The sequence below is a fragment of the Leifsonia sp. SIMBA_070 genome, from assembly GCF_046534635.1.
Classification (GTDB): domain Bacteria; phylum Actinomycetota; class Actinomycetes; order Actinomycetales; family Microbacteriaceae; genus Leifsonia.
This window is the reverse complement of record NZ_JAWRYK010000002.1, coordinates 69,654-91,696: the sequence shown is the minus strand read 5'-3', so window position 1 is coordinate 91,696 and position 22,043 is coordinate 69,654. Positions and strand designations below refer to the sequence as shown.

At 71.1% G+C, this 22,043-nt stretch carries 24 protein-coding genes; 23 read left to right on the top strand and 1 reads right to left on the bottom strand.

Annotation, left to right across the window (positions count from 1 at the left end; all coding sequences use genetic code 11):
* Positions 1-52 precede the first annotated feature (52 nt).
* The 20 genes from SB754_RS16115 (at position 53) to SB754_RS16020 (ending at position 17,171) form a co-directional block, all read left to right on the top strand.
* The gene (locus SB754_RS16115) at positions 53-2,665 is read left to right on the top strand and encodes a PAS domain S-box protein (RefSeq protein WP_410783428.1); all 2,613 of its coding nucleotides are present in this window, start codon (positions 53-55) and stop codon (positions 2,663-2,665) included.
* Positions 2,662-3,138: a hypothetical protein gene (locus SB754_RS16110; protein WP_410783427.1), complete on the top strand. Its 477-nt coding sequence runs from the start codon at positions 2,662-2,664 to the stop codon at positions 3,136-3,138. The genes SB754_RS16115 and SB754_RS16110 overlap by 4 nt, the downstream gene beginning before the upstream one ends.
* 31 nt (positions 3,139-3,169) lie before the next feature.
* Positions 3,170-3,484 carry a hypothetical protein gene (locus tag SB754_RS16105; RefSeq protein WP_410783426.1) on the top strand — a complete coding sequence of 105 codons (315 nt, stop codon included), beginning with the start codon at positions 3,170-3,172 and terminating at the stop codon, positions 3,482-3,484.
* 85 nt (positions 3,485-3,569) lie between these two features.
* Positions 3,570-4,067, top strand: coding sequence for a hypothetical protein (locus SB754_RS16100; protein WP_410783425.1), 498 nt, complete (start codon positions 3,570-3,572; stop codon positions 4,065-4,067).
* The gene (locus SB754_RS16095) at positions 4,064-5,296 is read left to right on the top strand and encodes an NRAMP family divalent metal transporter (protein ID WP_410783424.1); all 1,233 of its coding nucleotides are present in this window, start codon (positions 4,064-4,066) and stop codon (positions 5,294-5,296) included. The genes SB754_RS16100 and SB754_RS16095 overlap by 4 nt, the downstream gene beginning before the upstream one ends.
* Positions 5,293-5,697 carry a hypothetical protein gene (locus SB754_RS16090; RefSeq protein ID WP_410783423.1) on the top strand — a complete coding sequence of 135 codons (405 nt, stop codon included), beginning with the start codon at positions 5,293-5,295 and terminating at the stop codon, positions 5,695-5,697. The genes SB754_RS16095 and SB754_RS16090 overlap by 4 nt, the downstream gene beginning before the upstream one ends.
* The gene (locus tag SB754_RS16085; RefSeq protein WP_410783422.1) at positions 5,684-6,028 is read left to right on the top strand and encodes a PRC-barrel domain-containing protein; all 345 of its coding nucleotides are present in this window, start codon (positions 5,684-5,686) and stop codon (positions 6,026-6,028) included. Before SB754_RS16090 ends, SB754_RS16085 begins: the two co-directional genes overlap by 14 nt.
* Positions 6,029-6,106: 78 nt before the next feature.
* Positions 6,107-6,601, top strand: coding sequence for a DUF4383 domain-containing protein (locus SB754_RS16080; RefSeq protein ID WP_410783421.1), 495 nt, complete (start codon positions 6,107-6,109; stop codon positions 6,599-6,601).
* Between the two features lie 12 nt (positions 6,602-6,613).
* Positions 6,614-7,858 (top strand): cytochrome P450, encoded by a 1,245-nt coding sequence (locus SB754_RS16075; RefSeq protein WP_410783420.1) that lies wholly within the window; start codon positions 6,614-6,616, stop codon positions 7,856-7,858.
* A complete protein-coding gene (locus SB754_RS16070) occupies positions 7,855-8,844 on the top strand; it encodes a glycosyltransferase (RefSeq protein ID WP_410783419.1) in 990 nt (329 codons plus the stop codon). Before SB754_RS16075 ends, SB754_RS16070 begins: the two co-directional genes overlap by 4 nt.
* A gap of 31 nt (positions 8,845-8,875) precedes the next feature.
* Positions 8,876-9,922, top strand: a complete 1,047-nt coding sequence (locus SB754_RS16065; protein WP_410783418.1) for an iron-containing redox enzyme family protein — start codon at positions 8,876-8,878, stop codon at positions 9,920-9,922.
* Positions 9,919-10,125, top strand: coding sequence for a CDGSH iron-sulfur domain-containing protein (locus tag SB754_RS16060; RefSeq protein ID WP_410783417.1), 207 nt, complete (start codon positions 9,919-9,921; stop codon positions 10,123-10,125). Before SB754_RS16065 ends, SB754_RS16060 begins: the two co-directional genes overlap by 4 nt.
* A 220-nt stretch (positions 10,126-10,345) precedes the next feature.
* A complete protein-coding gene (locus tag SB754_RS16055; RefSeq protein WP_410783416.1) occupies positions 10,346-10,840 on the top strand; it encodes a CinA family protein in 495 nt (164 codons plus the stop codon).
* The gene (locus SB754_RS16050; RefSeq protein WP_410783415.1) at positions 10,837-11,346 is read left to right on the top strand and encodes a DUF6328 family protein; all 510 of its coding nucleotides are present in this window, start codon (positions 10,837-10,839) and stop codon (positions 11,344-11,346) included. Before SB754_RS16055 ends, SB754_RS16050 begins: the two co-directional genes overlap by 4 nt.
* Before the next feature lie 417 nt (positions 11,347-11,763).
* Positions 11,764-14,172, top strand: a complete 2,409-nt coding sequence (locus SB754_RS16045; protein ID WP_410783414.1) for a molybdopterin oxidoreductase family protein — start codon at positions 11,764-11,766, stop codon at positions 14,170-14,172.
* Positions 14,169-14,630, top strand: a complete 462-nt coding sequence (locus tag SB754_RS16040; protein WP_410783413.1) for a hypothetical protein — start codon at positions 14,169-14,171, stop codon at positions 14,628-14,630. The genes SB754_RS16045 and SB754_RS16040 overlap by 4 nt, the downstream gene beginning before the upstream one ends.
* Positions 14,631-14,640: 10 nt before the next feature.
* Positions 14,641-15,177 carry an HPP family protein gene (locus SB754_RS16035; protein ID WP_410783412.1) on the top strand — a complete coding sequence of 179 codons (537 nt, stop codon included), beginning with the start codon at positions 14,641-14,643 and terminating at the stop codon, positions 15,175-15,177.
* Entirely contained in the window at positions 15,174-15,782 is a 609-nt protein-coding gene (locus tag SB754_RS16030) for a molybdenum cofactor guanylyltransferase (protein ID WP_410783411.1), read from the top strand. The genes SB754_RS16035 and SB754_RS16030 overlap by 4 nt, the downstream gene beginning before the upstream one ends.
* Positions 15,769-16,002 carry a DUF6457 domain-containing protein gene (locus SB754_RS16025; protein ID WP_410783410.1) on the top strand — a complete coding sequence of 78 codons (234 nt, stop codon included), beginning with the start codon at positions 15,769-15,771 and terminating at the stop codon, positions 16,000-16,002. Before SB754_RS16030 ends, SB754_RS16025 begins: the two co-directional genes overlap by 14 nt.
* A complete protein-coding gene (locus tag SB754_RS16020) occupies positions 15,999-17,171 on the top strand; it encodes a molybdopterin molybdotransferase MoeA (RefSeq protein ID WP_410783409.1) in 1,173 nt (390 codons plus the stop codon). The genes SB754_RS16025 and SB754_RS16020 overlap by 4 nt, the downstream gene beginning before the upstream one ends.
* Positions 17,172-17,249: 78 nt before the next feature.
* Here SB754_RS16020 and SB754_RS16015 read toward each other — a convergent pair whose 3' ends face one another.
* Positions 17,250-18,146 (bottom strand): SDR family oxidoreductase, encoded by an 897-nt coding sequence (locus SB754_RS16015; protein ID WP_410783408.1) that lies wholly within the window; start codon positions 18,144-18,146, stop codon positions 17,250-17,252.
* Between the two features lie 530 nt (positions 18,147-18,676).
* Here SB754_RS16015 and SB754_RS16010 point away from each other — a divergent pair.
* From SB754_RS16010 to SB754_RS16000, 3 genes are read left to right on the top strand one after another with little or no spacing between them, the layout of a single operon-like run.
* Positions 18,677-19,678, top strand: a complete 1,002-nt coding sequence (locus tag SB754_RS16010; protein WP_410783407.1) for an SIS domain-containing protein — start codon at positions 18,677-18,679, stop codon at positions 19,676-19,678.
* A 10-nt stretch (positions 19,679-19,688) separates the two neighbouring features.
* A complete protein-coding gene (locus SB754_RS16005) occupies positions 19,689-20,612 on the top strand; it encodes a PfkB family carbohydrate kinase (RefSeq protein ID WP_410783406.1) in 924 nt (307 codons plus the stop codon).
* A 34-nt stretch (positions 20,613-20,646) separates the two neighbouring features.
* Positions 20,647-21,738, top strand: coding sequence for a LacI family DNA-binding transcriptional regulator (locus SB754_RS16000; RefSeq protein ID WP_410783405.1), 1,092 nt, complete (start codon positions 20,647-20,649; stop codon positions 21,736-21,738).
* The last annotated feature ends 305 nt before the right edge of the window (positions 21,739-22,043 follow it).

Here is a 22,043-nt window from a genome sequence, read left to right as displayed (position 1 = left end):
ACTCTGCCTACAATCCCTGCATGCCCCACCAGATGCGCCCGCGGCCCCGGCGATGACCACGCCGTCCGAAGCGCTGCGCCTGAACGGCCTCGACGCGCTCTTCCACGGTCATCCCGATGGCGTGTGCGTCGTCGACGTCTCCGGGACGTTCGTGGAGAGCAACAGCGCGCTCGCCGAGCTGACCGGCTACCCGGTCGAGCGGTTGGAGGGGATGCCCTTCGAGCGGCTGCTGCATCCGGATGCGGTCGAATCCACCATGGCGCGGTTCCGGGAGGCGCTGGCAGGCAGGAACCGCCGCTACGTCACCCGCATCGTCACTCCCTCCGGCACGATCCGCCCGCTCGACGTCACGATCATCCCGCTGCGCGGCGACGACGGCGAGGTCGCAGCGGTCCTGGCCATCGCCCGTGACATCGGCGACGTCGAGCGGGCCGCAGCCGCCGCGGCGGGCAACGAGGCCCTGGTGCGGATGGCCGCGCGGATCGCCGGCTTCGCCGGCTGGTTCGTCGATGTGGAGACGGGCCGCATCGAGTGGAGCGAGGAGCTGTTCCGTCTGCTCGGCATGCAGCCCGGCCGTGTCCCGGTCGATGCGGAGGCCCTCGACCTGTTCGAGGCGCAGGACCGGCGCGCGGTCTGGAAGGCGTTCGAGCGGACCATCGTGCACGGCGACCCGCTCGACCTCCACGCGACCATGGCGGTCGAGGGCCGGCGGATGCACGTCCACCTGGTCGGCGAGGCCGAGCGCGACGATCGCGGCCGCATCGTCCGGGTCCACGGCGCCTTCCATGACGAGACGGCGCTGGTCCGGCACCGCGAGGAGCAGCGCGCCATGGCGCGCCTGCTGCGCGACTCCCTCGACCAGGTGCACGACGCCATCGGGTTCGTCGATCGCGACTGGCGGTTCACGTTCGCCAACTCGTGGGCCCTCCAGCTGGCGGGCACCGACGAGGGCCGGCTGCGCGATCACACGCTGTGGGAGATGTTCCCCAGCACGCTGGGCAGCCCCTTCGAGCCGATCTACCGGGACGCGATGGACCGTGGGACCGCGGGCAGCGCCCGTGCGTTCGCAGCGGACTGGGGCTGCTGGTTCGAGGTGGATGCGCATCCCACCGAGGAGGGCATCGCGATCATCGTGCGCGATGTCACGGAGGACCAGAGGGCGCGCGAGAAGCTCGACGAGTACACCCGGCAGGTGGAGTCGCAGGCGGCGCTGCTCGACGCTGCCCGGGATGCGATCGTCGTGCGCGACCTGGAGGGTGTGGTCCGCTACTGGAACGGCGGAGCGGAGACGATCTACGGCATCCCGGCAGCGGAGGCGGTCGGGCGATCGGTGCGCGACCTCGTCTACGACGACCCCCGGGAGTTCGACGCCGCGGCGGCCGCACTGCTGCGCGACGGCTACTGGGTGGGCGAGCTGAGGCAGCGCCGTGCCGACGGATCTGTGCTGGTGGCGGACTGCCGCTGGCAGCTGTCGCGCGGCGCGGACGGGCAGGTGACCGTCTTCGCGGTGAACTCGGACATCACCCAGCACCGCCGTGAGCAGGAGCAGCGGATCCGGACGCAGCGCCTGGAGAGCCTGGGGACCCTCGCTGGGGGGATCGCCCACGACCTCAACAACGTGCTGACGCCGATCCTCATGTCCGTGCAGCTGCTGCGCCAGGACGAGACGGACCCGCGCCGGCGCGACATGCTGGACGCTCTGGATGCGGCGGCCCAGCGCGGCGCCGCGATGATCCGGCAGGTGCTGTCGTTCGCGCGCGGCTCGCAGGGCCACCGCGCGCCCGTGGACGTGGTGGCGCTGCTGCGCGAGCTGTCGCGGTTCTGCCGGGAGACCCTCCCGGCGGCCATCGACCTGCGGGTGGAGTCGCCTGAGCGGCTGCCGGCGGTGTCGGGGGACGACACCGAGCTGTTCCAGGTGCTGGTCAACCTGGTGACGAACGCTCGCGACGCGATGCCCGACGGCGGCGTCCTCACCATCCGGGCGCTGGAGAGCGGGCCGCAGGTCCGGCTCGAGGTGGCCGACTCCGGTTGCGGGATGGACGAGGTCACCGTCGGCCGCATCCTGGAGCCGTTCTTCACCACGAAGGAGACCGGGACCGGCCTCGGCCTGCCCACCTCCGCCGCGATCGTCAAGGCGCACGGCGGCGAGCTGGAGGTCCGCAGCACGCCAGGAGGCGGTACGACGATCGGCTTCGGCCTGCCGTCCGTCCCGGCTGCGGACTGGCCGCGGCGGGAGAATCCTCCGGTGCCCGGTACCGGCCGGGGGAGGCGCGTGCTCGTCGTCGACGACGAGGTCGCGATCTGCGAGCTGGTCCGGCAGACGCTGGACCAGCGGGGCTTCGTCACCGAGGTCGCGCAGGGGCAGGAGGCGCTCGCGCTGCTCAGCCAGGGCCGGCGGTTCGACGCGGTCCTCACCGACGTCATGATGCCCGGCGTGCAGGGGGATGCCATCGCCCGCCGTCTCGCCGCCGAGCAGCCGCAGGCGGCCGTCGTGCTGATGAGCGGCATGCTCCCGGGCCCCGGTCCCCGCGCGGCGGTGGAGCGGAACGGCGCACACTTCCTCGCCAAACCGTTCACCCCGGCTGCGCTGCTCGCGACGCTCGACGCCGCGCTGGCCGGGCGGCGGACGGGCGACGGCGCCGAGCCGGGGGTGGAGGCTCGATGAGCGATCCCGACGCGGTACTGCGGGAGGTGCTGGAACCGATCCTTCGCGAGGCGGTCGTCGTCCTCTCTGCGCCCGCGGAGCCTCCCGGCGATGAGAAGGAGCGGCTGGCGGCCCGCCTGTCGGCCTGCGCGGAGGCGGCTCAAGCGTCCCTCGGGGAACGGGCGCGCGAGGACCGCGTCCATCGCATCATCGGGGCGGCCGCCTCGTCGGCGATGGCGCTCACGCTCGGCGCAGGCGTCGTGCCGCAGCCGGAGGTGGTGAGTCGGCTGGAGGAGGGCCTGGAGCTTTTGGCGGCGGGATCCTGGCCACCCGAAGACCAGGATCCCGCCGATGAGTGTCGCGGCGGCACCGCCGTGGACCGGGGGGACGGGGCAGCGCCAGGCGCGCGACGGTTCGATCATCCCGGGCCGCCTGAGGCGGTGCAACGGCGCGGAACACGGTCTGTGCGCTCCGCGAACAAAGAAAGTACCTGACGAGAGCGCTCCCATGTGCAAGGCTTCAGACATGACGGAATCTCATGGAGGCGATTCGCTGGAGCCGGCGTCCGTTCACGGGCCGGGCCGCGCCCCGGCCGGGATGCCCCTCACCATCCGCCTGGGGGAACGCGAATACGCCGCCCTCGTCCGGATCGCGCGGTCGCGGGAGACGACCGCGGCCACCTTGGTCGAGCAGCTCGTGCTGCACGCTCTCGCCAAGACCGACGTCCCGCCGCCGGCCGACTCGCATCCGGCCCGCCGCCACACCACGTACGAGGAGGCGACCGCCGGCTTCCGCCCCGACGCTCCAGCCTCAGCCCCTGCCCCCACTCCCCACGAGTAGCCGCCTCCCGCGACTACTCCTCGCCGAGTGGTGAGTAGATGCGGGAATTCACGCCGAGTAGCGACATCTGCTCACCACTCGATGGATGACGGAACGCAGCGCGCGTACAGTCGCGGGCGTGATCCACGGAAACCCGGCCTCGCGCTGCGCGGCGCTGCTCCTCGTCGGCGTCGTGGCCGGTGCCGCCCTGACCGGGTGCTCGGCGGATGACGCCGCACGCGGCAGCCTGTCGCAGTCGGCGGGCACTGCGGCGGCGAGCGCACGCTCGGCGGGGCTGGTCCTCGGCCTCCAGCAGAACGGGCGCATGCTCGGAACCGTGCTCGACACCGGCCTGAGCGCCTCCTCCGACAACCTCGCGCAGGAGGCGCAGAGCGTCAGCAGCATGACGGCACTCGGAGGCATCGGCCGCAGCCGTGACCGCGTGCTGGGCGACATCCGCGCCGCCGAGGACGCTGTGTCCTCCGCCCAGCGCGCGGTCGCCGCCGGTCACGACGGCAGAGCCGCCCTGGAGCCGCAGCGACGCCGGCTCGACGCCCTTGCGCAGCGGCTCGACGCCGCCTCCAAGCGGTTGGAGGGCGAGTGAAGGCGATCGCGGCCGTCGCCCTCGGCGTCCTCACCGCCATCGGTGGGTTCGTCGATATCGGCGACCTGGTCACCAGCAGTGTGGTCGGATCCCGGTTCGGTCTCACCCTGGCCTGGGTGCTCATCCTCGGCACGGTCGGCATCTGCCTGTTCGCCCAGATGTCCGGCCGGGTCGCCGCCGTGAGCGGCCGCGCGACCTTCGAGATCATCCGGGAGCGGCTCGGGGCGCGGATGGCGATGGCGAACCTCTCCGCGTCGTTCCTCATCAACCTGCTCACCCTGACGGCGGAGGTCGGCGGCATCGCGTTGTCGCTGCAGCTGGCCTCCAGCATCTCGCCCGCCCTGTGGTTCGTGGTGGCCGCGTTCGCCGTGTGGATCGTGATCTGGCGGGTCAAGTTCTCCATCCTCGAGAACGTCACGGGACTGCTCGGTCTGGCACTGGTGGTCTTCGCGGTCGCTCTGTTCTTCCTGCACCCCGACTGGTCGTCGCTGGGTTCGCAGCTGCTGCTTCAGCCCTCCCCGCACACCGACGAGTCGCCGGCGACGTACTGGTACTACGCGGTCGCCCTGTTCGGGGCTGCGATGACGCCGTACGAGGTGTTCTTCTTCTCCTCCGGTGCCATCGAGGAGAAGTGGAAGCCCAAGGACCTCGCCCAGTCGCGGGTCAACGTCCTCGTCGGCTTCCCGCTCGGCGCCACCCTGTCCCTGTCGATCGCGGCCTGCGCCGCGGTCGTCCTGCTGCCGAAGGGCATCGCGGTGCAGTCGCTGTTCGAGACCGCGCTCCCCGTCGCGCAGGCGCTGGGAAAGATCGGGCTGATCGTCGCCATCCTCGGCTTCGTCGCGGCGACGTTCGGCGCCGCCTTGGAGGTCACCCTGTCGAGCGGTTACACGCTCGCGCAGTTCTTCGGCTGGCCGTGGGGCAAGTTCCGGCGTCCCGCCTCCGCCTCCCGCTTCCACCTCGTGATGATCCTGTCTCTGGTGGTGGCGATCGGCATCCTGTTCACGGGGGTCGACCCGGTGCAGGTGACGGAGTTCTCGGTGGTGTTCTCGGCGATAGCGCTGCCGCTCACCTACCTTCCCATCCTCATCATCGCCAACGACCCCAAATACATGGGGAAACGCGTGAACGGAAAGGCGACCAACTTCTTCGGGCTCATCTTCTTAGGCATCATCCTGGTGGCGTCGATCGCCGCCATCCCCCTGATGATCGTGACGGGAGCGGGAGCATGAAGCAGCGACGCGAGCTGCCCGCGCCACCGAAGGTGGCCGGCCGGGTCCTGGATGCCGGCCTCGACCTGATGAACCGCCAGATCCTCGACCCGAAGGGAGTCCCGGTCAGCACCATCGACGACATCGAGCTGACCACGCCGGACGACCCGGCCCACCTGGACCCGGATCGCCCGCCGATCGTCGCGAACCTGCTGACGGGGCCGATCCTCCTGACGAGCATCTTCGGGGGTCGGCTACCGCAGTCGCGGTTCATCCGGATCCCGTGGAAGGTGGTAGCCGATCCGGGCACGGTCGTCACCCTCGGCGTCGACGCCGGCTCTCTCGACGCCAGCTGGACGGAGCGGTGGTTCCGTGACCACGTGATCGGCCGCATCCCTGGGGGCCGCCATGATCCTGAGTGACGTGGTCGGCCTCACAGTGATCTCCTCCGACGGGGAGCGACTCGGCAAGGTCGTCGACCTCCGCTTCGTCCTCGACGGACCACCCGACGGCCTCCTCGCGGCCGCACGGCTGTACGGGCTGGTGGTCAGCCCGCACTCGCGCACCTCGTTCGCCGGCTACGAGCGCACGGGTGTGGACGCTCCCGCCCCCATCGCACGGTTCCTGCGCTGGCGGGCCAGGGGCTCCGTCCTCGTTCTCTGGAGCGATCTCGCCTCCATGACGGACGCCGTGATCCACCTGCGAGCCGGCGCGACCCTGTACTCGCCCCGGCTGAGTGCATCAGAGGTGTGATCCGAGAAATGTCAAGGGCTCGTGGTCCGCGGGAGGCGATGGTTGCGTGCTTCGCATCCACGTGAAGGGAGTCACACCATGACCACCGCAAACCCCTCCGACCGGAGCTTCGCCGACCGGGACGACCGTCGCTACGCCGGAACCGCCGTGCAGAAGGCGTCCCTCATCTTCGGCATCGTGTTCCTCGTCGTGGGCCTCGCGGGCTTCATCCCCGGGCTGACGACGAACTACGACCAGATGGCGTTCGCCGGGCACGGCTCGATGGCGCTGCTGCTGGGAGTGTTCCAGGTCTCCGTGCTGCACAACATCGTGCACCTGCTCTACGGCGTCGCCGGACTCGCCTTCGCGCGCTCACGGATCGGGTCGCGGAACTACCTCATCATCGGCGGCATCGTGTACGCGGTGATCTGGATCTACGGCCTGTTCTTCAGCGGCGACCACCCGGCCAACTTCGTGCCGCTGAACTCGGCCGACAACTGGCTGCACCTGATCCTCGCCGTCGTGATGATCCTCCTCGGCGTCTTCCTGAGCCCCCGCGGCGCGGGCGTCGACCGGCCTGCCACCCGGGTCTGAGGCCCGGGGACGATGGGGGACAGCACCCTCCGGTTCGCGCGCGACGGCTACCTGTTCGGCACGCGCGGCTTCCGGGCGGCCGGGCGCGATCACTTCCGCACCCGGCTGCTCGGCCGCCCCGTGCTGGTGATGCGCGGCGCCGAGGCCGCCCGGTTCTTCTACGAGGGAGGCCGGTTCCGCCGCGACGGCGCCATGCCGCGGTCGGTGCTGACCCTGCTGCAGGATGTCGGCAGCGTGCAATCGCTCGAAGGGGAGGCACACCGGCGTCGCAAGGACCTCTTCCTCGAGCTGCTGCGCGGGGAGTCGGGGGAGGCGCTCGTCCTCACCTTCCGCGAGGAGCTGCGGCGGTGCGCCGCCGCCGTCGGAGACCGTGAGGTCGTGCTCCTGGACTTCTTCCACGAGGTCCTCACCCGGGCGGTGACCGCCTGGGCAGGTCTGCCCTCCCCGGTCGCCGCGGAGCTGCGCGGTAGCGGGGTGCTCGCCCAGATGGTGGATGCGGCCGGCACGGTCGGGCCGGAGAACTGGGCGGTCCGCGCACGTCGGGCCCGCGCCGAGCGGCTTCTCGCGGAGACCGTGATCCAGGAGCGCGAACGCCCGGGAGCACCGCGCGGCTCGGCGCTCGATGTCGTCTCGGCCTATACCGAGCCGGACAGCCGGGGCGCCATGGCCACCCTCCCGCCGCAGGTCGCCGCGGTCGAACTGCTCAACCTCCTGCGTCCGACCGTCGCCGTCGGCCGCTACCTGACGTTCGCCGCCCTCGCGCTGCACCGGCATCCCGGCTGGCGCGACGACCTGGCTGCCGGGAACGACGTCGCCGCGCACTGGTTCGCCCAGGAGGTGCGCCGGTTCTACCCCTTCTTCCCCGTCATCGGCGGACGGGCGACCCGTGAGGCGATGTGGCAGGGTGAGCGCGTCCGCCGCGACGACTGGGTGCTGCTCGACCTCTACGCGACAACCCACCATCCTGCGATCTGGGACCAGCCGGACCGGTTCCTCCCCCAGCGTTTCGAGGGCCTGGTGGTCGAGCCCAACACGCTGATCCCGCAGGGAGGCGGCCGCTACCACGAGGACCACCGCTGCCCGGGCGAGCCGGTCACCGTCGACCTGATCGAGGTCGGCACCCGGCTGCTGTCCCGTGAGCTCTCCTACGACGTGCCCGAGCAGGACCTCCGGATCAGCCTGCGCACCTTCCCCGCCCGGCCGAAGAGCGGACTGGTCGTGAACCGGCTCCGTGTGGCCGAGCGGGAAGCCGCATGACGCTGGACGCGGAGTACGTCCTGCCGCTGCGCTGGCCGGACGACGCGGGGCTCGACGAGCTGGTCGGCTATCTCACCGGCCTGCGCGACCTGATCGACGTCACCGTCGTCGACGGGTCCTCGCCCGAGCTCTTCGCGCGGCACGCCCGCGCCCTCCCGGCGGGGGTCCGCCATCTGCCGGTAGCCCCGCGCCCCGGCCGGAACGGCAAGGTGGCCGGCGTCATGACCGGGCTCCACGCCGCGCGGCACGAGGTCGTCGTGATCGCCGACGACGATGTGCGCTACGACGAGGGCGCGCTCCGGGCCGTGGTGGGCATGCTGGACGCGGCCGACCTGGTCCGGCCCCAGAACGTCTTCTCCCCGGCTCCGTGGCACGCCCGCTGGGACACCGGGCGCAGCCTCCTGAACCGTGCCCTCGGACACGACTACCCCGGAACGCTCGCCCTCCGGCGTCGCGTGCTGCTCGACGCCGGAGGGTACGACGGCGACGTGCTGTTCGAGAACCTGGAGCTCATCCGCACTGTCCAGGCGGTCGGGGGAGGGGTGATCGCGGCGGATCGCATCGGCGTCGCCCGGCGTCCGCCCGCCCTCCGGCACTTCCTCGGGCAACGGGTGCGGCAGGCCTACGACGACTTCGCCCAGCCGGCGCGGCTGCTGGCCGAGCTGTCCGTCCTCCCGCTGGCACTCGCGTCGCTGCGGCGTCCCCGGCGCCTCCTGCTCGGAGTGGCGGGAGTCGTGGCGCTCGCCGAGGCCGGGCGCCGCCGGGCGGGAGGGCGACGGCTGTTCCCGGCGACGGCCTCCCTCTGGGCGCCGCTGTGGCTGGCGGAGCGTGCGGTGTGCGTCTGGCTGGCCCTGGGCGCCCGTCTACGCGGCGGGGTCCGGTACTCGGACGGCCGCCTACTGCGCGCGGCGACCCCCCTCCGCGAGCTGCGGCGGCGCACCGGAGAGCATCCGAGGCACCGAAGCGACGCAGGGGCAACCACTTGACCACTGGGCGCTCCGCAGGTTCTCTCGGGGTATGACACCACGCATCACCCCGCGGGGGCCGGTGAGCGAGGCGCTGCTCGAGGCGCTGCAGACGGACCCGTCCGACCCCTCCGGCCCCTCGGCCCAGCTCGACCGCTTCTCCCGCCTCACCGCCGAGGCGCTGGAAGCCGGCCCGGACCTCCTCACCGACGAGGACCTCCAGCTGACGCTCTTCGTGCTGTACGGCCTCCACTACGGCGACACCGTCGACGCCGACGACGAGTGGGAGTGGAACCCCGAGCTCCTGCGCGCCCGGCGCACCATCGAGCGCGTCTACGAGCGGCAGCTGCGCCAGCGCGTCCCCGTCGGCGACCTGCCGGAGCCGAACGCTGACGCGGTCGCCGCCTACCTCTTCGACCTCACGTCCGAGGACGGCGGACCCAGCCTGTCCCGTTTCCTGGCGAAGAAGGCGACCGAGGAGCAGGCCGTCGAGTTCGTCATCCACCGCTCCATCTACACGCGCAAGGAGGCGGACCCGCACTCCTGGGCCATCCCGCGCCTGACCGGCCGGCCGAAGGCGGCGCTGGTCGAGGTGCAGGCGGACGAGTACGGAGGAGGGCGGCCGGAGCGCATCCACGCCGAGATCTTCGCGCAGACCATGCGGGAGCTCGGCCTGGACGACAGGTACGGCGCCTACGTCGACAAGGTGCCTGCGATCACACTGGCCTCGTTCACGATGATGTCGATGTTCGGCCTGAACCGGAGCCTGCGCGGCGCGATCACCGGCCATCTGGCGGCGTTCGAGATGACGTCGTCCATTCCGAACCGGTTCTACGGCAACGGGTTCAGGAGGCTGGGGCACGGCGAGGACGTCACCTGGTACTACGACGAGCACGTGGAAGCGGACGCCGTGCACGAGCAGATCGCCGGCCGCGACCTCGCGGGTGGGCTCGCGGAGCAGCATCCCGACCTCCTGCCGGACATCGTCTTCGGCGCCGCAGCCTGCCTCTACGTGGATGGTCTCGCCGGGCAGCACATGCTGGAGAGCTTCGAGGCCGGCCGCAGTTCGCTGCGCCGGCCGGTGGCGGTGGCCGTATGAGTGCCCACGACGAGGAGCCGGTGATCGTCGCCTGCCCCGACGGGCCGCTGCTGGTCCGCGGCCACGTCGAACTGACCACCCCGGACGGGACGCCGATCGAGCAGCACCGCCGCACGGTCGCGCTGTGCCGCTGCGGGGTCTCGACGATCAAGCCGTTCTGCGACGGCAGCCACAAAGCGGTGCACTTCCGCACCGACCCGTAGAGGTACCGGCGGCGAGCCGAGCCGACGAGCCGAATCGACCACGAGCAGTACCGACCACGAGCAGTACCGACCACGAGAAGAAGGAGACACCATGTCCGACCCTGACAAGACAGAGGGCGACCGCCACGACGAGAACACCGCGGCGGAGCAGCAGATCGTCGACAAGCCGTCGCAGGCCGAAGGCGACGAGGGCGACAGCGACGCCGGGTAGGGTTCCTGCATGACGACGGAGAGCATCAGCGAGCTGGGCGAACGGGTCGCCGACCTCGCATCGTCCGCCGGTGTCACCGTCGCGGTGGCCGAATCGCTCACCAGCGGCGCCATCGCCTCGGCGCTCGGCGCCTCCCCGCAGGCCGGTTCCTGGTTCGCCGGGGGCGTCGTCGCGTACTCCGAGCACGTCAAGTTCGAGGTGCTCGGCGTCACGCCGGGGCCCGTGATCACCGAGCCGTGCGCCCGGCAGATGGCCGACGGGGTGGGGCGCCTGCTGAGCGCCGACGTCGTCGCCGCCGTCACCGGCGCCGGCGGCCCGGGAGAGCAGGAGGGCAAGCCGGCCGGTACGGTCTACCTGGCACACGGGCGTCCCGGGGAGGTGGAGGTCGCCGAGCTTCACCTCGACGGCGAGCCGGAGGAGGTCGTCAACCGGACCGTCGAGGCGGCGCTGGACGCGCTGGTGCGCGACCTGGAGACGTTGGACCGGGAGGCGACGAGCTGGTGAGCGAAGGACAGGACGTCGACCCCACCGACGGTCGCAACGAGTCACCGACGCAGCGCGCGGACCGCAACTGGAACGAGCTGCTGCAGGAGTTCCGCGTCTTCCAGACCGGGACGCAGATCCTCGCCGCATTCCTGCTGACGCTGCCGTTCCAGCAGCGGTTCCAGAAACTCCCGCCGTTCGACGTGGCGGTGTACCTGGTGCTCGTGTTCCTCGCGGTGATCGTGACGCTGCTCGCTCTGGCGCCCGTCGCCCTCCACCGGCTGCTGTTCCGCCAGAGGGCGAAACCGGAACTCGTCGGCCTCGGCAGCAAGATCCTCATCGTCTGCCTGGCCGCGGCCTCCCTGCTGTTCACCGGGATCGTGCTGTTCATCGTGGACTTCCTGCTCGCGCCGCCGGCGGGGGCGATCGCGGCAGGCTGCGTGTTCGTGCTGCTGCTCGTGATCTGGGTGGTGCTGCCACTGGTGATCCGGGCGCAGCACCGGTCGCGGGTCGGCGAGCGGGGCTGAGCACGCCTCGGTGCGGGCTCCTTTTCTCAGGAGATCCGGCCGTCGTGTGGGTCCTGTTCTCAGGAGATTCGCGTTCCTGTTTTCAGGAGATTCGTGTTCCTGTTTTCAGGAGATTCGGGTTCCTTTTCTCAGGAAGAAGCGGCGTTCACGTGCTCGTGGGCCCTTTATTCAGGACCCACGGAGGGTGGAGGCGGTCATTTTCCTGAAAACAGGAACCCGAATCTCCTGAAAACAGGAACCCGAATCTCCTGAAAACAGGAACCCGAATCTCCTGAAAACAGGAGCTCCCGACCTCCTGAAACGGGAGCCCCCCGACCTCCTGAAAACAGGAGCACGCCCCCCTGAGACCCCCCACGCCAACACCTGCGACCGCGCAAGGGCTTGAGTCAACGCCCGCACGAGCCGACAGTGTTCCCCATGGATCAGCCAACGACGGTGTCCGCCGGGGATCGCTCCCGGATCGAGGACGTGTGGGGTCCCCGCACCCCGTTCGAGCGCGGCGGCCAGTGGCCCGACCGCGCCGATCTGATGCTCCAGGAGGGCCTCACCGAGGCGGACGTGGACCGCTGGGTGCAGAGCGCCTGCGTGCTGTGCAGCAACGGCTGCGGGTGCGACATCGCGGTCAAGGACGGGCGGATGGTCGGCATCCGCGGCCGCACCGACGACCCCGTCAACCACGGCAGGCTCGGGCCGAAGGGCCTCTACGCCAGCTGGGAGGGGATGCGCGGGCGCGACCGCCTGACGCATCCGCTCATCCGCCGCGATGGCGAGCTGGTGCCGGCGTCCTGGGACGAGGCGATGGCCGCTATCGTGGACCGCAGCCGGCAGTTGCTCGAGGAGGTCGGCCCGCTCAGCCACGGCTTCTACACGTCTGGGCAGCTCTTCCTCGAGGAGTACTACACGCTCGCCGTGATCGGCAAGGCCGGCATCGGCACCCCGCACATGGACGGCAACACCCGCCTCTGCACCGCCACCGCCGCGGCCTCCATGAAGGAGAGCTTCGGCGCAGACGGTCAGCCCGGATGCTTCGAGGACATCGACGAGTGCGACGCGATGTTCCTCTGGGGCCACAACCTGGCCGCGACGCAGACGGTGACGTGGTCGCGCGTCCTGGATCGCCTCGCCGGTCCGAATCCGCCGCGCCTGGTGGTCGTCGACCCGCGCCGCACCGCGACGGCAGAGAAGGCGGAGCTGCACCTGGCCATCCACCCCGGGACCAATCTCGCCCTCCTGATGAGCCTGGAGCGCGAGCTGCTCGAGAACGGCTGGGTCGACGACGACTACGTCGCTGCCCACACCCTCGGCCTCGACGAGCTGAAAGGTCAGGTCGAGCAGTGGGCGCCCGAACGCGCTGCGGAGGTCTGCGGGGTCTCCGCCGACGACATCCGCCGCGCCGCCCGCATCTTCGCCGAGTCGCCGCGCGTGCTCTCGACCGTGCTGCAGGGCTTCTACCAAGCGCCGCAGGCGACCGCGTCGGCGTGCCAGGTCAACAACCTCCACCTGCTGCGCGGGATGATCGGCCGACCGGGCGCGGGCATCCTGCAGATGAACGGGCAGCCCACCGCGCAGAACAACCGCGAGTGCGGCGCGGACGGTGACCTGCCAGGGTTCCGCAACTGGGAGAACGAGGAGCACGTGAAGCAGCTCGCAGAGCTGTGGGGCGTCGACCCGCTGGTGATCCCGCACTGGGCGCCGCCGACCCACGCGATGCAGTTGTTCCGCTACGTCGAGCAGGGGTCCATCCCGTTCCTCTGGATCTCCGCCACCAACCCGGCGGTGTCGCTGCCGCAACTGCCGCGCATCCGCGAGATCCTCGCCAAGCCGGACCTGTTCCTGGTCGTGCAGGACCTCTACCTGACAGAGACGGCCGAGCTCGCTGACGTGGTGCTGCCCGCGGCCGGCTGGGGCGAGAAGACCGGGACGTTCACGAATGCCGACCGCACCGTCCACCTGTCCGAGAAGGCGGTCGAGCCGCCCGGGGAGGCGCGCGCCGACCTCGACATCTTCCTCGAGTACGCGAAGCGGATGGACTTCCGGCGCTCGGACGGTTCCCCGCTCGTCGAGTGGGAGGGCCCGGAGGACGTCTACCGTGCCTGGCAGGACTGCTCGCGCGGGCGGCCGTGCGACTACACCGGCATCTCGTACGACGACCTGCGCGGGCAGTCCGGCATCCGCTGGCCGCGTCGCGAGGGCGAGACGGCGAGCACCGACCGGCTGTACGCCGACGGTGACTTCCCGTCGCACCCGGCCTACTGCGAGAGCTACGGGCACGACCTGCTCACCGGGGCCACCGTGGGCGCGGAGGCCTTCACGGCACTCCGACCGGACGGTCGCGCCCTGCTCAAGTCGGCGCCCTACTCTGGCCCGCACGAGCCGCCGGACGGCGACTACCCGCTGCAGCTGACCACCGGGCGCAGCGTCTACCACTTCCACACGCGCACGAAGACCGGACGGAGCCCGGAGCTCGTCGGCGCCGCCCCGCATGTGTGGGTGGAGCTGGCGGAGGAGGATGCCCGTGCGCGCGGCATCGCCGAGGGCGACCTGGTGGAGGTCGTCTCCCGCCGCGGGCGGCTGGTCGCCCCCGCGCGGCTGGGACAGGCGCGGGCCGGGAGCGTGTTCGCGCCGTTCCACTACGGGTACTGGGATGCGCCCCCCGGAGCGGAAGAGCGCCATCCGACCGCAGCGAACGAGCTGACGGCGACGGAGTGGGACCCGGTGTCCAAGCAGCCGGTGTTCAAATCGGCCGCCGTTCAGGTGCAGCGACTGGCCGGTGCGGACGACAGCGGCGCAGAAAGCGGCGCCGGCAGGGGAGGAGTCACGTCATGAAGCTGCCGGTCTACCTCACCCTTCTGGCCGAGTCGGAGTCCACGCTGGCGGACTCGTTCCGCAAGGTCGCCGACGCGCATGGCGACGAGCCGGACGTGCACTTCCTCTGCTTGACGCTCGCGAAGCAGTGCGACGACCACCGGAAGAAGCTCGACCCGGTCATCGACCGCTACGGTGGGAGCACGACCGACGACGAGCCGGAGCGGCTGCAGGCGGACGCGATCGAGGAGGCCCGCTCCGGTCCTCTTGGGCTGCTCCGCGACCTCCAGGACCTCTACCTGCTCGCCAGCCTCACGGATGTGACCTGGACGATGGTGAAGCAGGCCGCGCAGGCGTTGCGCGACGCCGACCTCCTGACCATCATCGCCGGGTGCGAGCACGAGACATCGGTGCAGTTGAGGTGGCTGATGACCCGGATGAAGCAGTCGGCGCCGCAGGCGCTGATCGCCGCGAGCTGAGGTGCGACGGATGAAGCCCTCCCTCCTCTCCCGGGTCTCCGAGCGGGCCGGCGCGGCAGGGGCCGCCGCCTACACCGCGGTCCTCTCCCTCGTGGTGCTCGCGGCCTCCGGCGCCATCGGGCTGGTGCTCAGCTCGCCATGGCTGTTCCCGAGCCTGGGTCCGACCGTCATGCTCATCTTCGGAGCGCCGGAGCATCCGTCGTCGAGGCCGATGAACGCGGCCGTCGGGCACGCCGTCGCGATCGTCGCCGGCGTCGCCTGTCTGTTCCTGTTCGGAATGAACGGCAAGCCGTCCGCTCCGTCCGCGGGGCTCTCGCTCGGATACGTCCTCGCCGGAGCGCTGTCCGTGGCGATCACCGCGTTCGTGCTCCACGCGCTGAAGCTGCAGCATCCACCCGCCGGCGCCACGACGTTGATCGTCAGCCTCGGCGTCATCGCAACGCCGCTCGGGATCCTGTCCATGGCGGCTGCGATCGCCTTCACGATCGTCGTGGCCTGGGGCATCAACTGGGCGTTCGGCGAACGGCCGCCAGGGGCGGTGCAGTGACGCGGGCCGCGGCGATCGTGGTGGTGGCCGGCGGCCGGTCCTCGCGATTCGGCTCGGACAAGCTGAAGCACAGGGTCGGCGAGCGGACGCTGCTGGAGCGGACGCTGGACGCCGTTCGCGATCTCGGACAGGTCGTGCTGGTGACGGCGGCGGAGATCGTGGACGATGGTCTCGTGACCGTCTCCGAGTATCCGCGCTGGGGCGGTCCGTGCGCCGCCGTGGTGGCGGGGCTGGATGCGGTGTCCGTGTCGTCTCCGGACGCGCCGGTGCTCATCCTGCCCGCGGACCTGGCGGACCCCGTCGCCGCCGTCGCGGCGCTCGAGGGGATCGACGACGGGGTGCTGGTGGACGAGAGCGGGCGCACGCAGTGGCTGCTCGCGCGTGCGCCGCTCGCAGTGCTGAGAGCCCGGTCGGAGGAGTTGCGGTCCGCGCCCGGCGGTGTGGATGGCCTGCCGGTGTCGGCACTGCTGGGAGTGATCAGCGCGCGTCATGAGGCGCCCGGTCGCGCGTCCGCCGACATCGACACCCCGGCCGATCTCGCCACGGTGTTCTCACCCGACCCCGCATCCCTTCCCGAGGAGGAGCTCATCCATGGAACCGTCTGAACTCGACGACTGGGCGGCCGAAGCAGCGGAGGCCGTCGGTGTCGGCCTCCAGCCCGGGGACATCGCGGCCGTCCTCGACCTCGCCCGCGACGCCGCTCACGGGATCGCGCGTCCAGCCGCTCCGCTGACCACCTTCATCGCCGGGATGGCCGTCGGCCGGGGTCAGCCGCTGGCGGAGGCCCTGGCCGCCCTGAACGCCGCGATCGAGAAGCGGTCGTGACCGCCTGGCGCGACGCTCGCGCCCAGGCCCACCGGCTCGGCGGTGAGGTCCCGACCCGGGTGCTCACGGTCCCCGTCGGGCGGGCGTCCGGCCTGGTCCTGGCGGCGGACGTCCGCTGCGCGCAACCCCTGCCGCCGTTCGACAACTCCGCGATGGACGGCTGGGCGGTCGCCGGCGACGGACCGTGGCGGCCGGGCGAGCCCGTGCTCGCGGGGAGCATGCCGCCGTCGCTGCCGCTCTCCCCGGGCGAGGCCCGGCCGGTCGCCACCGGGGCGCCTGTCCCGCCCGGAACGCTGACGGTGGTTCGTGCGGAGGACGCAGTGCGCGCACCCGGTGACGGCAGCGTGATCGAGGCGGCGGTTCCGCCGCGGGCCGGGCGCGACATCCGCCGTGCGGGCGAGGAGGCGGAACCCGGCGACGTGCTGCTGCGCGCGGGCGCCGTACTGTCGCCACCCGCGCTCGGGCTGCTCAGCGCGGCCGGAGTGCGGGAGGTCGATGTCTCGTCGCCTCCGCTGGTCACGTTCGTGGCGATCGGCGACGAGCTCGCCGGGCCCGACCCACTCCCCGGCCGGATCACCGACAGCCTGTCCCCGATGATGCCGTCGCTGCTGGCCTCCCTCGGGGCCCGCTGCGCCACCACGGCATGGGCCCTCGACCGGCCCGGGGAGGTGGCGGCAGCCATCGGGCGCGCCCGCACCGAGACGGTGATCACGTCCGGCGGAACCGCGCACGGCTCGGCGGATCCGCTGCGGGAGGCGCTGCAGCGGATCGGAGCCGACGTCCTGGTCGACGGGATGGACCTACGCCCGGGCGGATCCGTGCTGCTCGCACGGCTGCCCGACGGGCGGCACGTGCTCTCGCTGCCGGGAAATCCACTCGCGGCGGTCGTCGCGCTCCTGGTTCTCGGCTGGCCGCTGCTGAGCGGACGGTTGGGGCGGCCTGCCCCGGACTTTTCGCCGAGCGCAGCGCCGAGCGCAGCGCCGAGAGCCGCCACGCCGGTCATCGAGGACGACGCGCGTCCCCGGGCACTCGCCTGCACCCTCGTGGAGGGTGTGCCGGCGGCCGTCCCTCACCAGCGGTCCGGCATGCTCCGTGGGATCGCCACCGCCACGCACCTGGCGATCGTCAGCGGAAGCGGATGCGACCTCCTGCGGCTGCCCTGGGCGTGAGCGCCTGATCCCGGCGCGCCGCGGGCGGTCGGACGCCGCGGGGTGCCGGGACCAGGAGCGATCGGCCCGGAGCCACGGTCACGGGGTCGGCATGCCGCCCGTGACGGAGAGCGTCTCGCCGATGACGTAGCTCGACTCGGGGGACGCCAGGAAGACGTACGCCGGGGCGAGCTCCGCAGGCTGGCCGGGGCGGCCGAGCGGGGTCTGCTGGCCGAACTCCGGGATCGCCTCCGGCGGCTGGCCCTTGCTCACCTGCAACGGTGTCCAGATCGGGCCGGGCGCGACCGCGTTCACGCGGATCCCCTTCGGGGCGAGCTGCTGCGCCAGCGCCTTCGTGAACGCGTTGATCGCGGCCTTCGTCGTCGCGTAGTCGACCAGCGTCTCGCTCGGCTGGTACGCCTGGATGGACGTGGTGTTGATGATCGTCGCGCCCACCGGAAGGTGAGGGAGGGCCGCCCGGGTCAGCCAGAACATCGCGTAGACGTTCGTCTTCATCGTGTGGTCGAACTGATCGTCCGGGATGTCGGTGAGGCTCTCCATGGCGATCTGCTTGCCGGCGTTGTTGACGAGGATGTCGATCCCGCCCAGCTCGTCCAGGGCGCGCTGCACGACCTCGTCGCTGAACGCGCGCTCCTTCAGGTCGCCGGGGATGGTGACGGCGGTGCGTCCGGCATCCCGGATCAGGCCGGCGATGCGCTGGGCGTCCTCCTCCTCCTCTGGCAGGTAGACGATCGCCACGTCGGCGCCCTCGCGGGCGAACGCGATCGCGGTGGCTGCGCCGATCCCCGAGTCGCCGCCGGTCACGATCGCTTTCCGGCCGGTGAGGCGGCCGGTGCCGACGTAGCTGTCCTCGCCGAGGTCCGCGTCGGGCTGCAGGTCGCTCTCCAGTCCGGGCTCGGGAACCTGCGTCTCGTCGGGGTGGATGACCGGGTACCGGTCGGCGGGGTTGTCGAAAGTGAACTGGTTCTCTGGCATACCGCCACGCAACCACCCCTCGCGCGCGCGTCCAGGGGGCTGCACCGTCCCGCATCCAGGCGTAATGGCTCCCGTCCCTCCCGCGCTCCGTCCCTCCGCGCTCCGTCCCTCCGCGCTCCGTCCCGTCCCTCCCGTCCCTCCCGTCCCTCCGGTCGCCGAGTAGTGACATCTAGTCACCACTCGCTCGCAATAGGGACATCGACTCACCTCTCGATGCCAAGAGGGGAGCGGGATGGGATGGGACGGGATGGGAGGGGGCTCCGTCCCTCCGATCGCCGAGTAGTGACATCTAGTCACCACTCGCTCGCAATAGGGACATCGACTCACCACTCGATGCCAAGAGGGGAACGGGACGGGATGGGACGGGATGGGATGGGACGGGATGGGACGGGACGGGACGGGACGGGACGGGACGGGACCGGAGGGGAGGAGGGCCGGAGGGGGGCGGAGGTTGCGTGGCGGGCGGGGGTGTGCCAGCATTGAGACGAGTTGATACCGGTACCAAAAAGTGGATCGGTGGAGGGAGACACATGCTGGGCTTCAATGAAGAGGAATTCCTGGAGCAGGTTCGGAGCACCGTCGCGCTTCGGCCGCAGATCGAAGAGCTGGCAGAGCGCGTCAGCGCCGGCCGCTGGAAGAACATCTACTTCATCGGTGCAGGCGGCACCTACGCCGCCGCGCTTCCGTACGAGCGCTTCTTCCAGACGCACTCCGCGTTCCCGGTGCGCGCCGTCATCGGCAAGGAGTTCATCCTCGCTCCTGACCCGCAGTTCGGCCCCGACTCGGTCGCGATCTTCGCCTCCGTCTCCGGCACCACCGAGGACATCGTCGACTGCGTCGAGTTCGCCCGCGAGAAGGGCGCCCTCACGGTCGGCTTCACCGGCCAGGCCGATAGCCCGATCGCGAACGCGGTCGACGAGGTGCTGTTGTCCGCCCCCAAGGCGTGGCCGTTCGACGTGCAGTTCCTCACCTTCGCGGCCAAGTTCCTGTCTCTGCGCGGCGAGTTCGACGGCTACGACCGCCTGGTCAAAGACCTGGAGGCGATTCCGGAGGCCCTGATCGCGGTCACCGAGCAGGCGGACCCGATCGGCGAAGCCTTCGCGAAGAAGCACGCCGACAACGACTACCACTTCCTGACCGGATCCGGTCAGCTGTGGGGCTTCACCTACCTGTACTCGATGTGCATCCTCGAGGAGATGCAGTGGCTGAAGACGACGCGCGTCCACGCGGCGGAGTTCTTCCACGGCTCGCTCGAACTCATCGAGAAGGACACCAGCATCATCGTGTTCGCCGGCGAGGACGAGACCCGGCCTCTCACCGACCGCGTCATCTCCTTCTCGAAGGAGTACAGCGACGACGTGACCGTCATCGACACCAAGGACTACGTCCTCCCGGGCGTGAGCGACGAGTTCCGCGGCCTCCTGGCCCCGATCGTCGTGGATGCCGTCGTCGACCGTTTCAGCAAGCACCTCGCCCAGGTGCGCGACCACTCCCTCGACCTGCGCCGCTACTACCGCGTCGTGGCGTACTGAGCGGCCACCGATGAGCACGGTGCGCGTCCTCGGTCTCGGGGACAACATCGTCGACCGGTTCGTCGACCGCGGCGTCGAGTACCCGGGAGGGAACGCCGTCAACGTGGCGGTGTTCGCCCGGCAGCTCGGCGCGGAGGCCGCCTACCTGGGGGTCTTCGGCGACGATGAGCGGGGGCGCTTCGTGCGACAGGCCATCGAGGACTGCGGGGTCGACACCTCGCGGTCCTCGGTGCGCCAGGGCCCCAACGGGGTGACCGAGATCGAGACGGTCGACGGCGAGCGCCGCTTCCTCGGCTGGAACGAGGGAGGCGTCACGCTCAGTGACCCGGTGAAGCTGGGCGAGGAGGACGTGCGCTACGCGTCCGGCTTCTCGCTCATCCACTCGAGCGCGTACTCGGGCGTCATCCCGGAGCTGCCGAAACTGGCCGCGACGCGGAGCCTGCGGTCGTACGACTTCTCGTCCGAGCCGGAGTTCCGCACGTCCGAGTACCTCGACCGGGTCGGCCCCTGGATCGATCTGGCCCTCGTCTCCCTGGGGGAGTCGTCGCGCACGGACACCTGGGCGGAGCTGCGGCGGATCGCCTCGCATGGCCCCTCCCTGGTGCTCGGCACGCTGGGTGAGGGAGGCGCGGTGCTGTTCGACGGCGACGCCTACTACTACTCGGACGCGGCGCCGGTGCCCGGTCCGTTCGTCGACACGATGGGCTGCGGCGACGCGTACGTGAGCGCGTTCGTGGTTGAATTGCTCCGGTCCGGCTGGCGCAGGAATGCGCGGGCGGGCGGCGCAGCGTTGCACCGGTCGATGCGGCGCGCGGCGCAGTTCGCCGCGAAGCAGTGCACGGTCGACGGTGCGTTCGGTCACGGCCGCTCGGTCGACGAGACGGCGCGGACGGTCGGCTCGCTCCCGCCGGTCAGGGCAGGCGACGCGGGATAGGGCGCAGGCCGCCCCGGATCAGGAAGGGGTGGCGATGTCCACGGAACGGGATCACCGCGCTCCCTCGATCTCCGAGGTCGCGGCGGCGGCCGGTGTCGGTCGCGCGACGGTCGCCCGCACCCTCGGCGGCTACGGTTCGGTCAGCCCCAAGACGCGGGATCGCATCCTCGCCGTCGCCAAGGAGCTCGGCTACCGGCCGAACACGATCGCGCGCAGCATGACGACGGGCGAGACGCGGACGCTCGGCGTCGTGCTCGCCGACGTCGGCAACCCGTTCTTCGCGGGCGTGCTCCGCGGCATCACCGACGCCGCCCGGAAGGCCGACTACGACGTGCTGGTGCTGAGCACGGACGAGGACCTGCGTCTGGAGGAGGCGGCGATCGAGGTGCTCGTCGACAAGCAGGTCGACGGCATCGCCCTCGCGCCGGCCGCGGGGCGCACCGCGCACCTCCCGCACCTCGACATCGTCGCCAAGCGGGAGATCCCGCTGGTGCTGCTCGACCGCCTGGTCGACACGGTGGATGCGGACGCGGTCGTGATCAACAACCGGGAGTCGTCGCGGCAGGCCGTCCTGTCGCTGATCGACAAGGGCCACCGGCGGATCGGGTTCGTCTGGGGGCCGGTGACCAACGAGCCGGCGGCCGACGCGGACGACCTGCGCCGCATCCTCGACCACGCCCTCTGGTCGGACGGCGAGCGCCTGCTCGGCTACCTGGACGCGCTGGAGCTCGCCGGGATCCCCTTCGACACGTCGCTGGTCACACACGTGCTCAAGAACGAGTCGCAGGCGACGCGGGCGGTGCTCGGGATGCTGTCTCTCAGCGACCCGCCCACCGCGATCTTCGCCACCGAGACCGACGCGCTCACCGGCTCGCTGCGCGCGATGCGGCAGCGCGGCCTCCGCTGCCCGGACGACGTCTCCCTCATCGGGTTCGACGACAGCTCGTGGGCGAGCGTGATGACGCCGCCTATGTCCGTCGTCGCGCAGCCGATGCACCAGCTCGGCGAGCTGACGGCCGAATGCCTGCTCGCCCGCGTCGCCGGCAGCGACGCCCCCGTCGCCACCCACGTCCTGGAGGCCGACTTCATCGAGCGCGACTCCGTCGCCCCGCCCCGCGCCCGCTGACCCGCCCCCGCTCCGCCCCCTCACCTCCGTTCCCGCGAGTAGCGACATCCAGTCACCACTCGCCGGAAATAGGAGCATCGACTCACCACTCGGCGAACGCAGGCCTTCTCGAGGTGCACCTTGTTGCGGCCGACACGCCGTGCAAGTGCGCATCAAGGTGCACCTCGACGAGGAAGGGGGAGGGCAGGTGGGAGGGGTACGCCGCGAACGGGAGCAATTGGACAGTGTTGATACCGGTACCAAAATCACGTATAGTCATCGCAACCGGCCGCAGGAGCGACCAGGACCGATCCAAAGACGGGTCA

Excerpts from the sequence above, each read along its gene's own strand:
- SB754_RS16105 (WP_410783426.1), top strand. The coding sequence starts at position 3,170 with ATGACGGAATCTCATGGAGGCGATTCGCTGGAGCCGGCGTCCGTTCAC.
- SB754_RS16065 (WP_410783418.1), top strand. The coding sequence starts at position 8,876 with ATGACACCACGCATCACCCCGCGGGGGCCGGTGAGCGAGGCGCTGCTC.
- SB754_RS16005 (WP_410783406.1), top strand. The coding sequence starts at position 19,689 with ATGAGCACGGTGCGCGTCCTCGGTCTCGGGGACAACATCGTCGACCGG.
- SB754_RS16025 (WP_410783410.1), top strand. The coding sequence starts at position 15,769 with ATGGAACCGTCTGAACTCGACGACTGGGCGGCCGAAGCAGCGGAGGCC.
- SB754_RS16040 (WP_410783413.1), top strand. The coding sequence starts at position 14,169 with ATGAAGCTGCCGGTCTACCTCACCCTTCTGGCCGAGTCGGAGTCCACG.
- SB754_RS16000 (WP_410783405.1), top strand. The coding sequence starts at position 20,647 with ATGTCCACGGAACGGGATCACCGCGCTCCCTCGATCTCCGAGGTCGCG.
- SB754_RS16015 (WP_410783408.1), bottom strand. The coding sequence starts at position 18,146 with ATGCCAGAGAACCAGTTCACTTTCGACAACCCCGCCGACCGGTACCCG.
- SB754_RS16045 (WP_410783414.1), top strand. The coding sequence starts at position 11,764 with ATGGATCAGCCAACGACGGTGTCCGCCGGGGATCGCTCCCGGATCGAG.
- SB754_RS16075 (WP_410783420.1), top strand. The coding sequence starts at position 6,614 with ATGGGGGACAGCACCCTCCGGTTCGCGCGCGACGGCTACCTGTTCGGC.
- SB754_RS16070 (WP_410783419.1), top strand. The coding sequence starts at position 7,855 with ATGACGCTGGACGCGGAGTACGTCCTGCCGCTGCGCTGGCCGGACGAC.
- SB754_RS16010 (WP_410783407.1), top strand. The coding sequence starts at position 18,677 with ATGCTGGGCTTCAATGAAGAGGAATTCCTGGAGCAGGTTCGGAGCACC.
- SB754_RS16080 (WP_410783421.1), top strand. The coding sequence starts at position 6,107 with ATGACCACCGCAAACCCCTCCGACCGGAGCTTCGCCGACCGGGACGAC.
- SB754_RS16035 (WP_410783412.1), top strand. The coding sequence starts at position 14,641 with ATGAAGCCCTCCCTCCTCTCCCGGGTCTCCGAGCGGGCCGGCGCGGCA.
- SB754_RS16110 (WP_410783427.1), top strand. The coding sequence starts at position 2,662 with ATGAGCGATCCCGACGCGGTACTGCGGGAGGTGCTGGAACCGATCCTT.
- SB754_RS16085 (WP_410783422.1), top strand. The coding sequence starts at position 5,684 with ATGATCCTGAGTGACGTGGTCGGCCTCACAGTGATCTCCTCCGACGGG.
- SB754_RS16115 (WP_410783428.1), top strand. The coding sequence starts at position 53 with ATGACCACGCCGTCCGAAGCGCTGCGCCTGAACGGCCTCGACGCGCTC.
- SB754_RS16090 (WP_410783423.1), top strand. The coding sequence starts at position 5,293 with ATGAAGCAGCGACGCGAGCTGCCCGCGCCACCGAAGGTGGCCGGCCGG.
- SB754_RS16055 (WP_410783416.1), top strand. The coding sequence starts at position 10,346 with ATGACGACGGAGAGCATCAGCGAGCTGGGCGAACGGGTCGCCGACCTC.
- SB754_RS16100 (WP_410783425.1), top strand. The coding sequence starts at position 3,570 with ATGACGGAACGCAGCGCGCGTACAGTCGCGGGCGTGATCCACGGAAAC.
- SB754_RS16060 (WP_410783417.1), top strand. The coding sequence starts at position 9,919 with ATGAGTGCCCACGACGAGGAGCCGGTGATCGTCGCCTGCCCCGACGGG.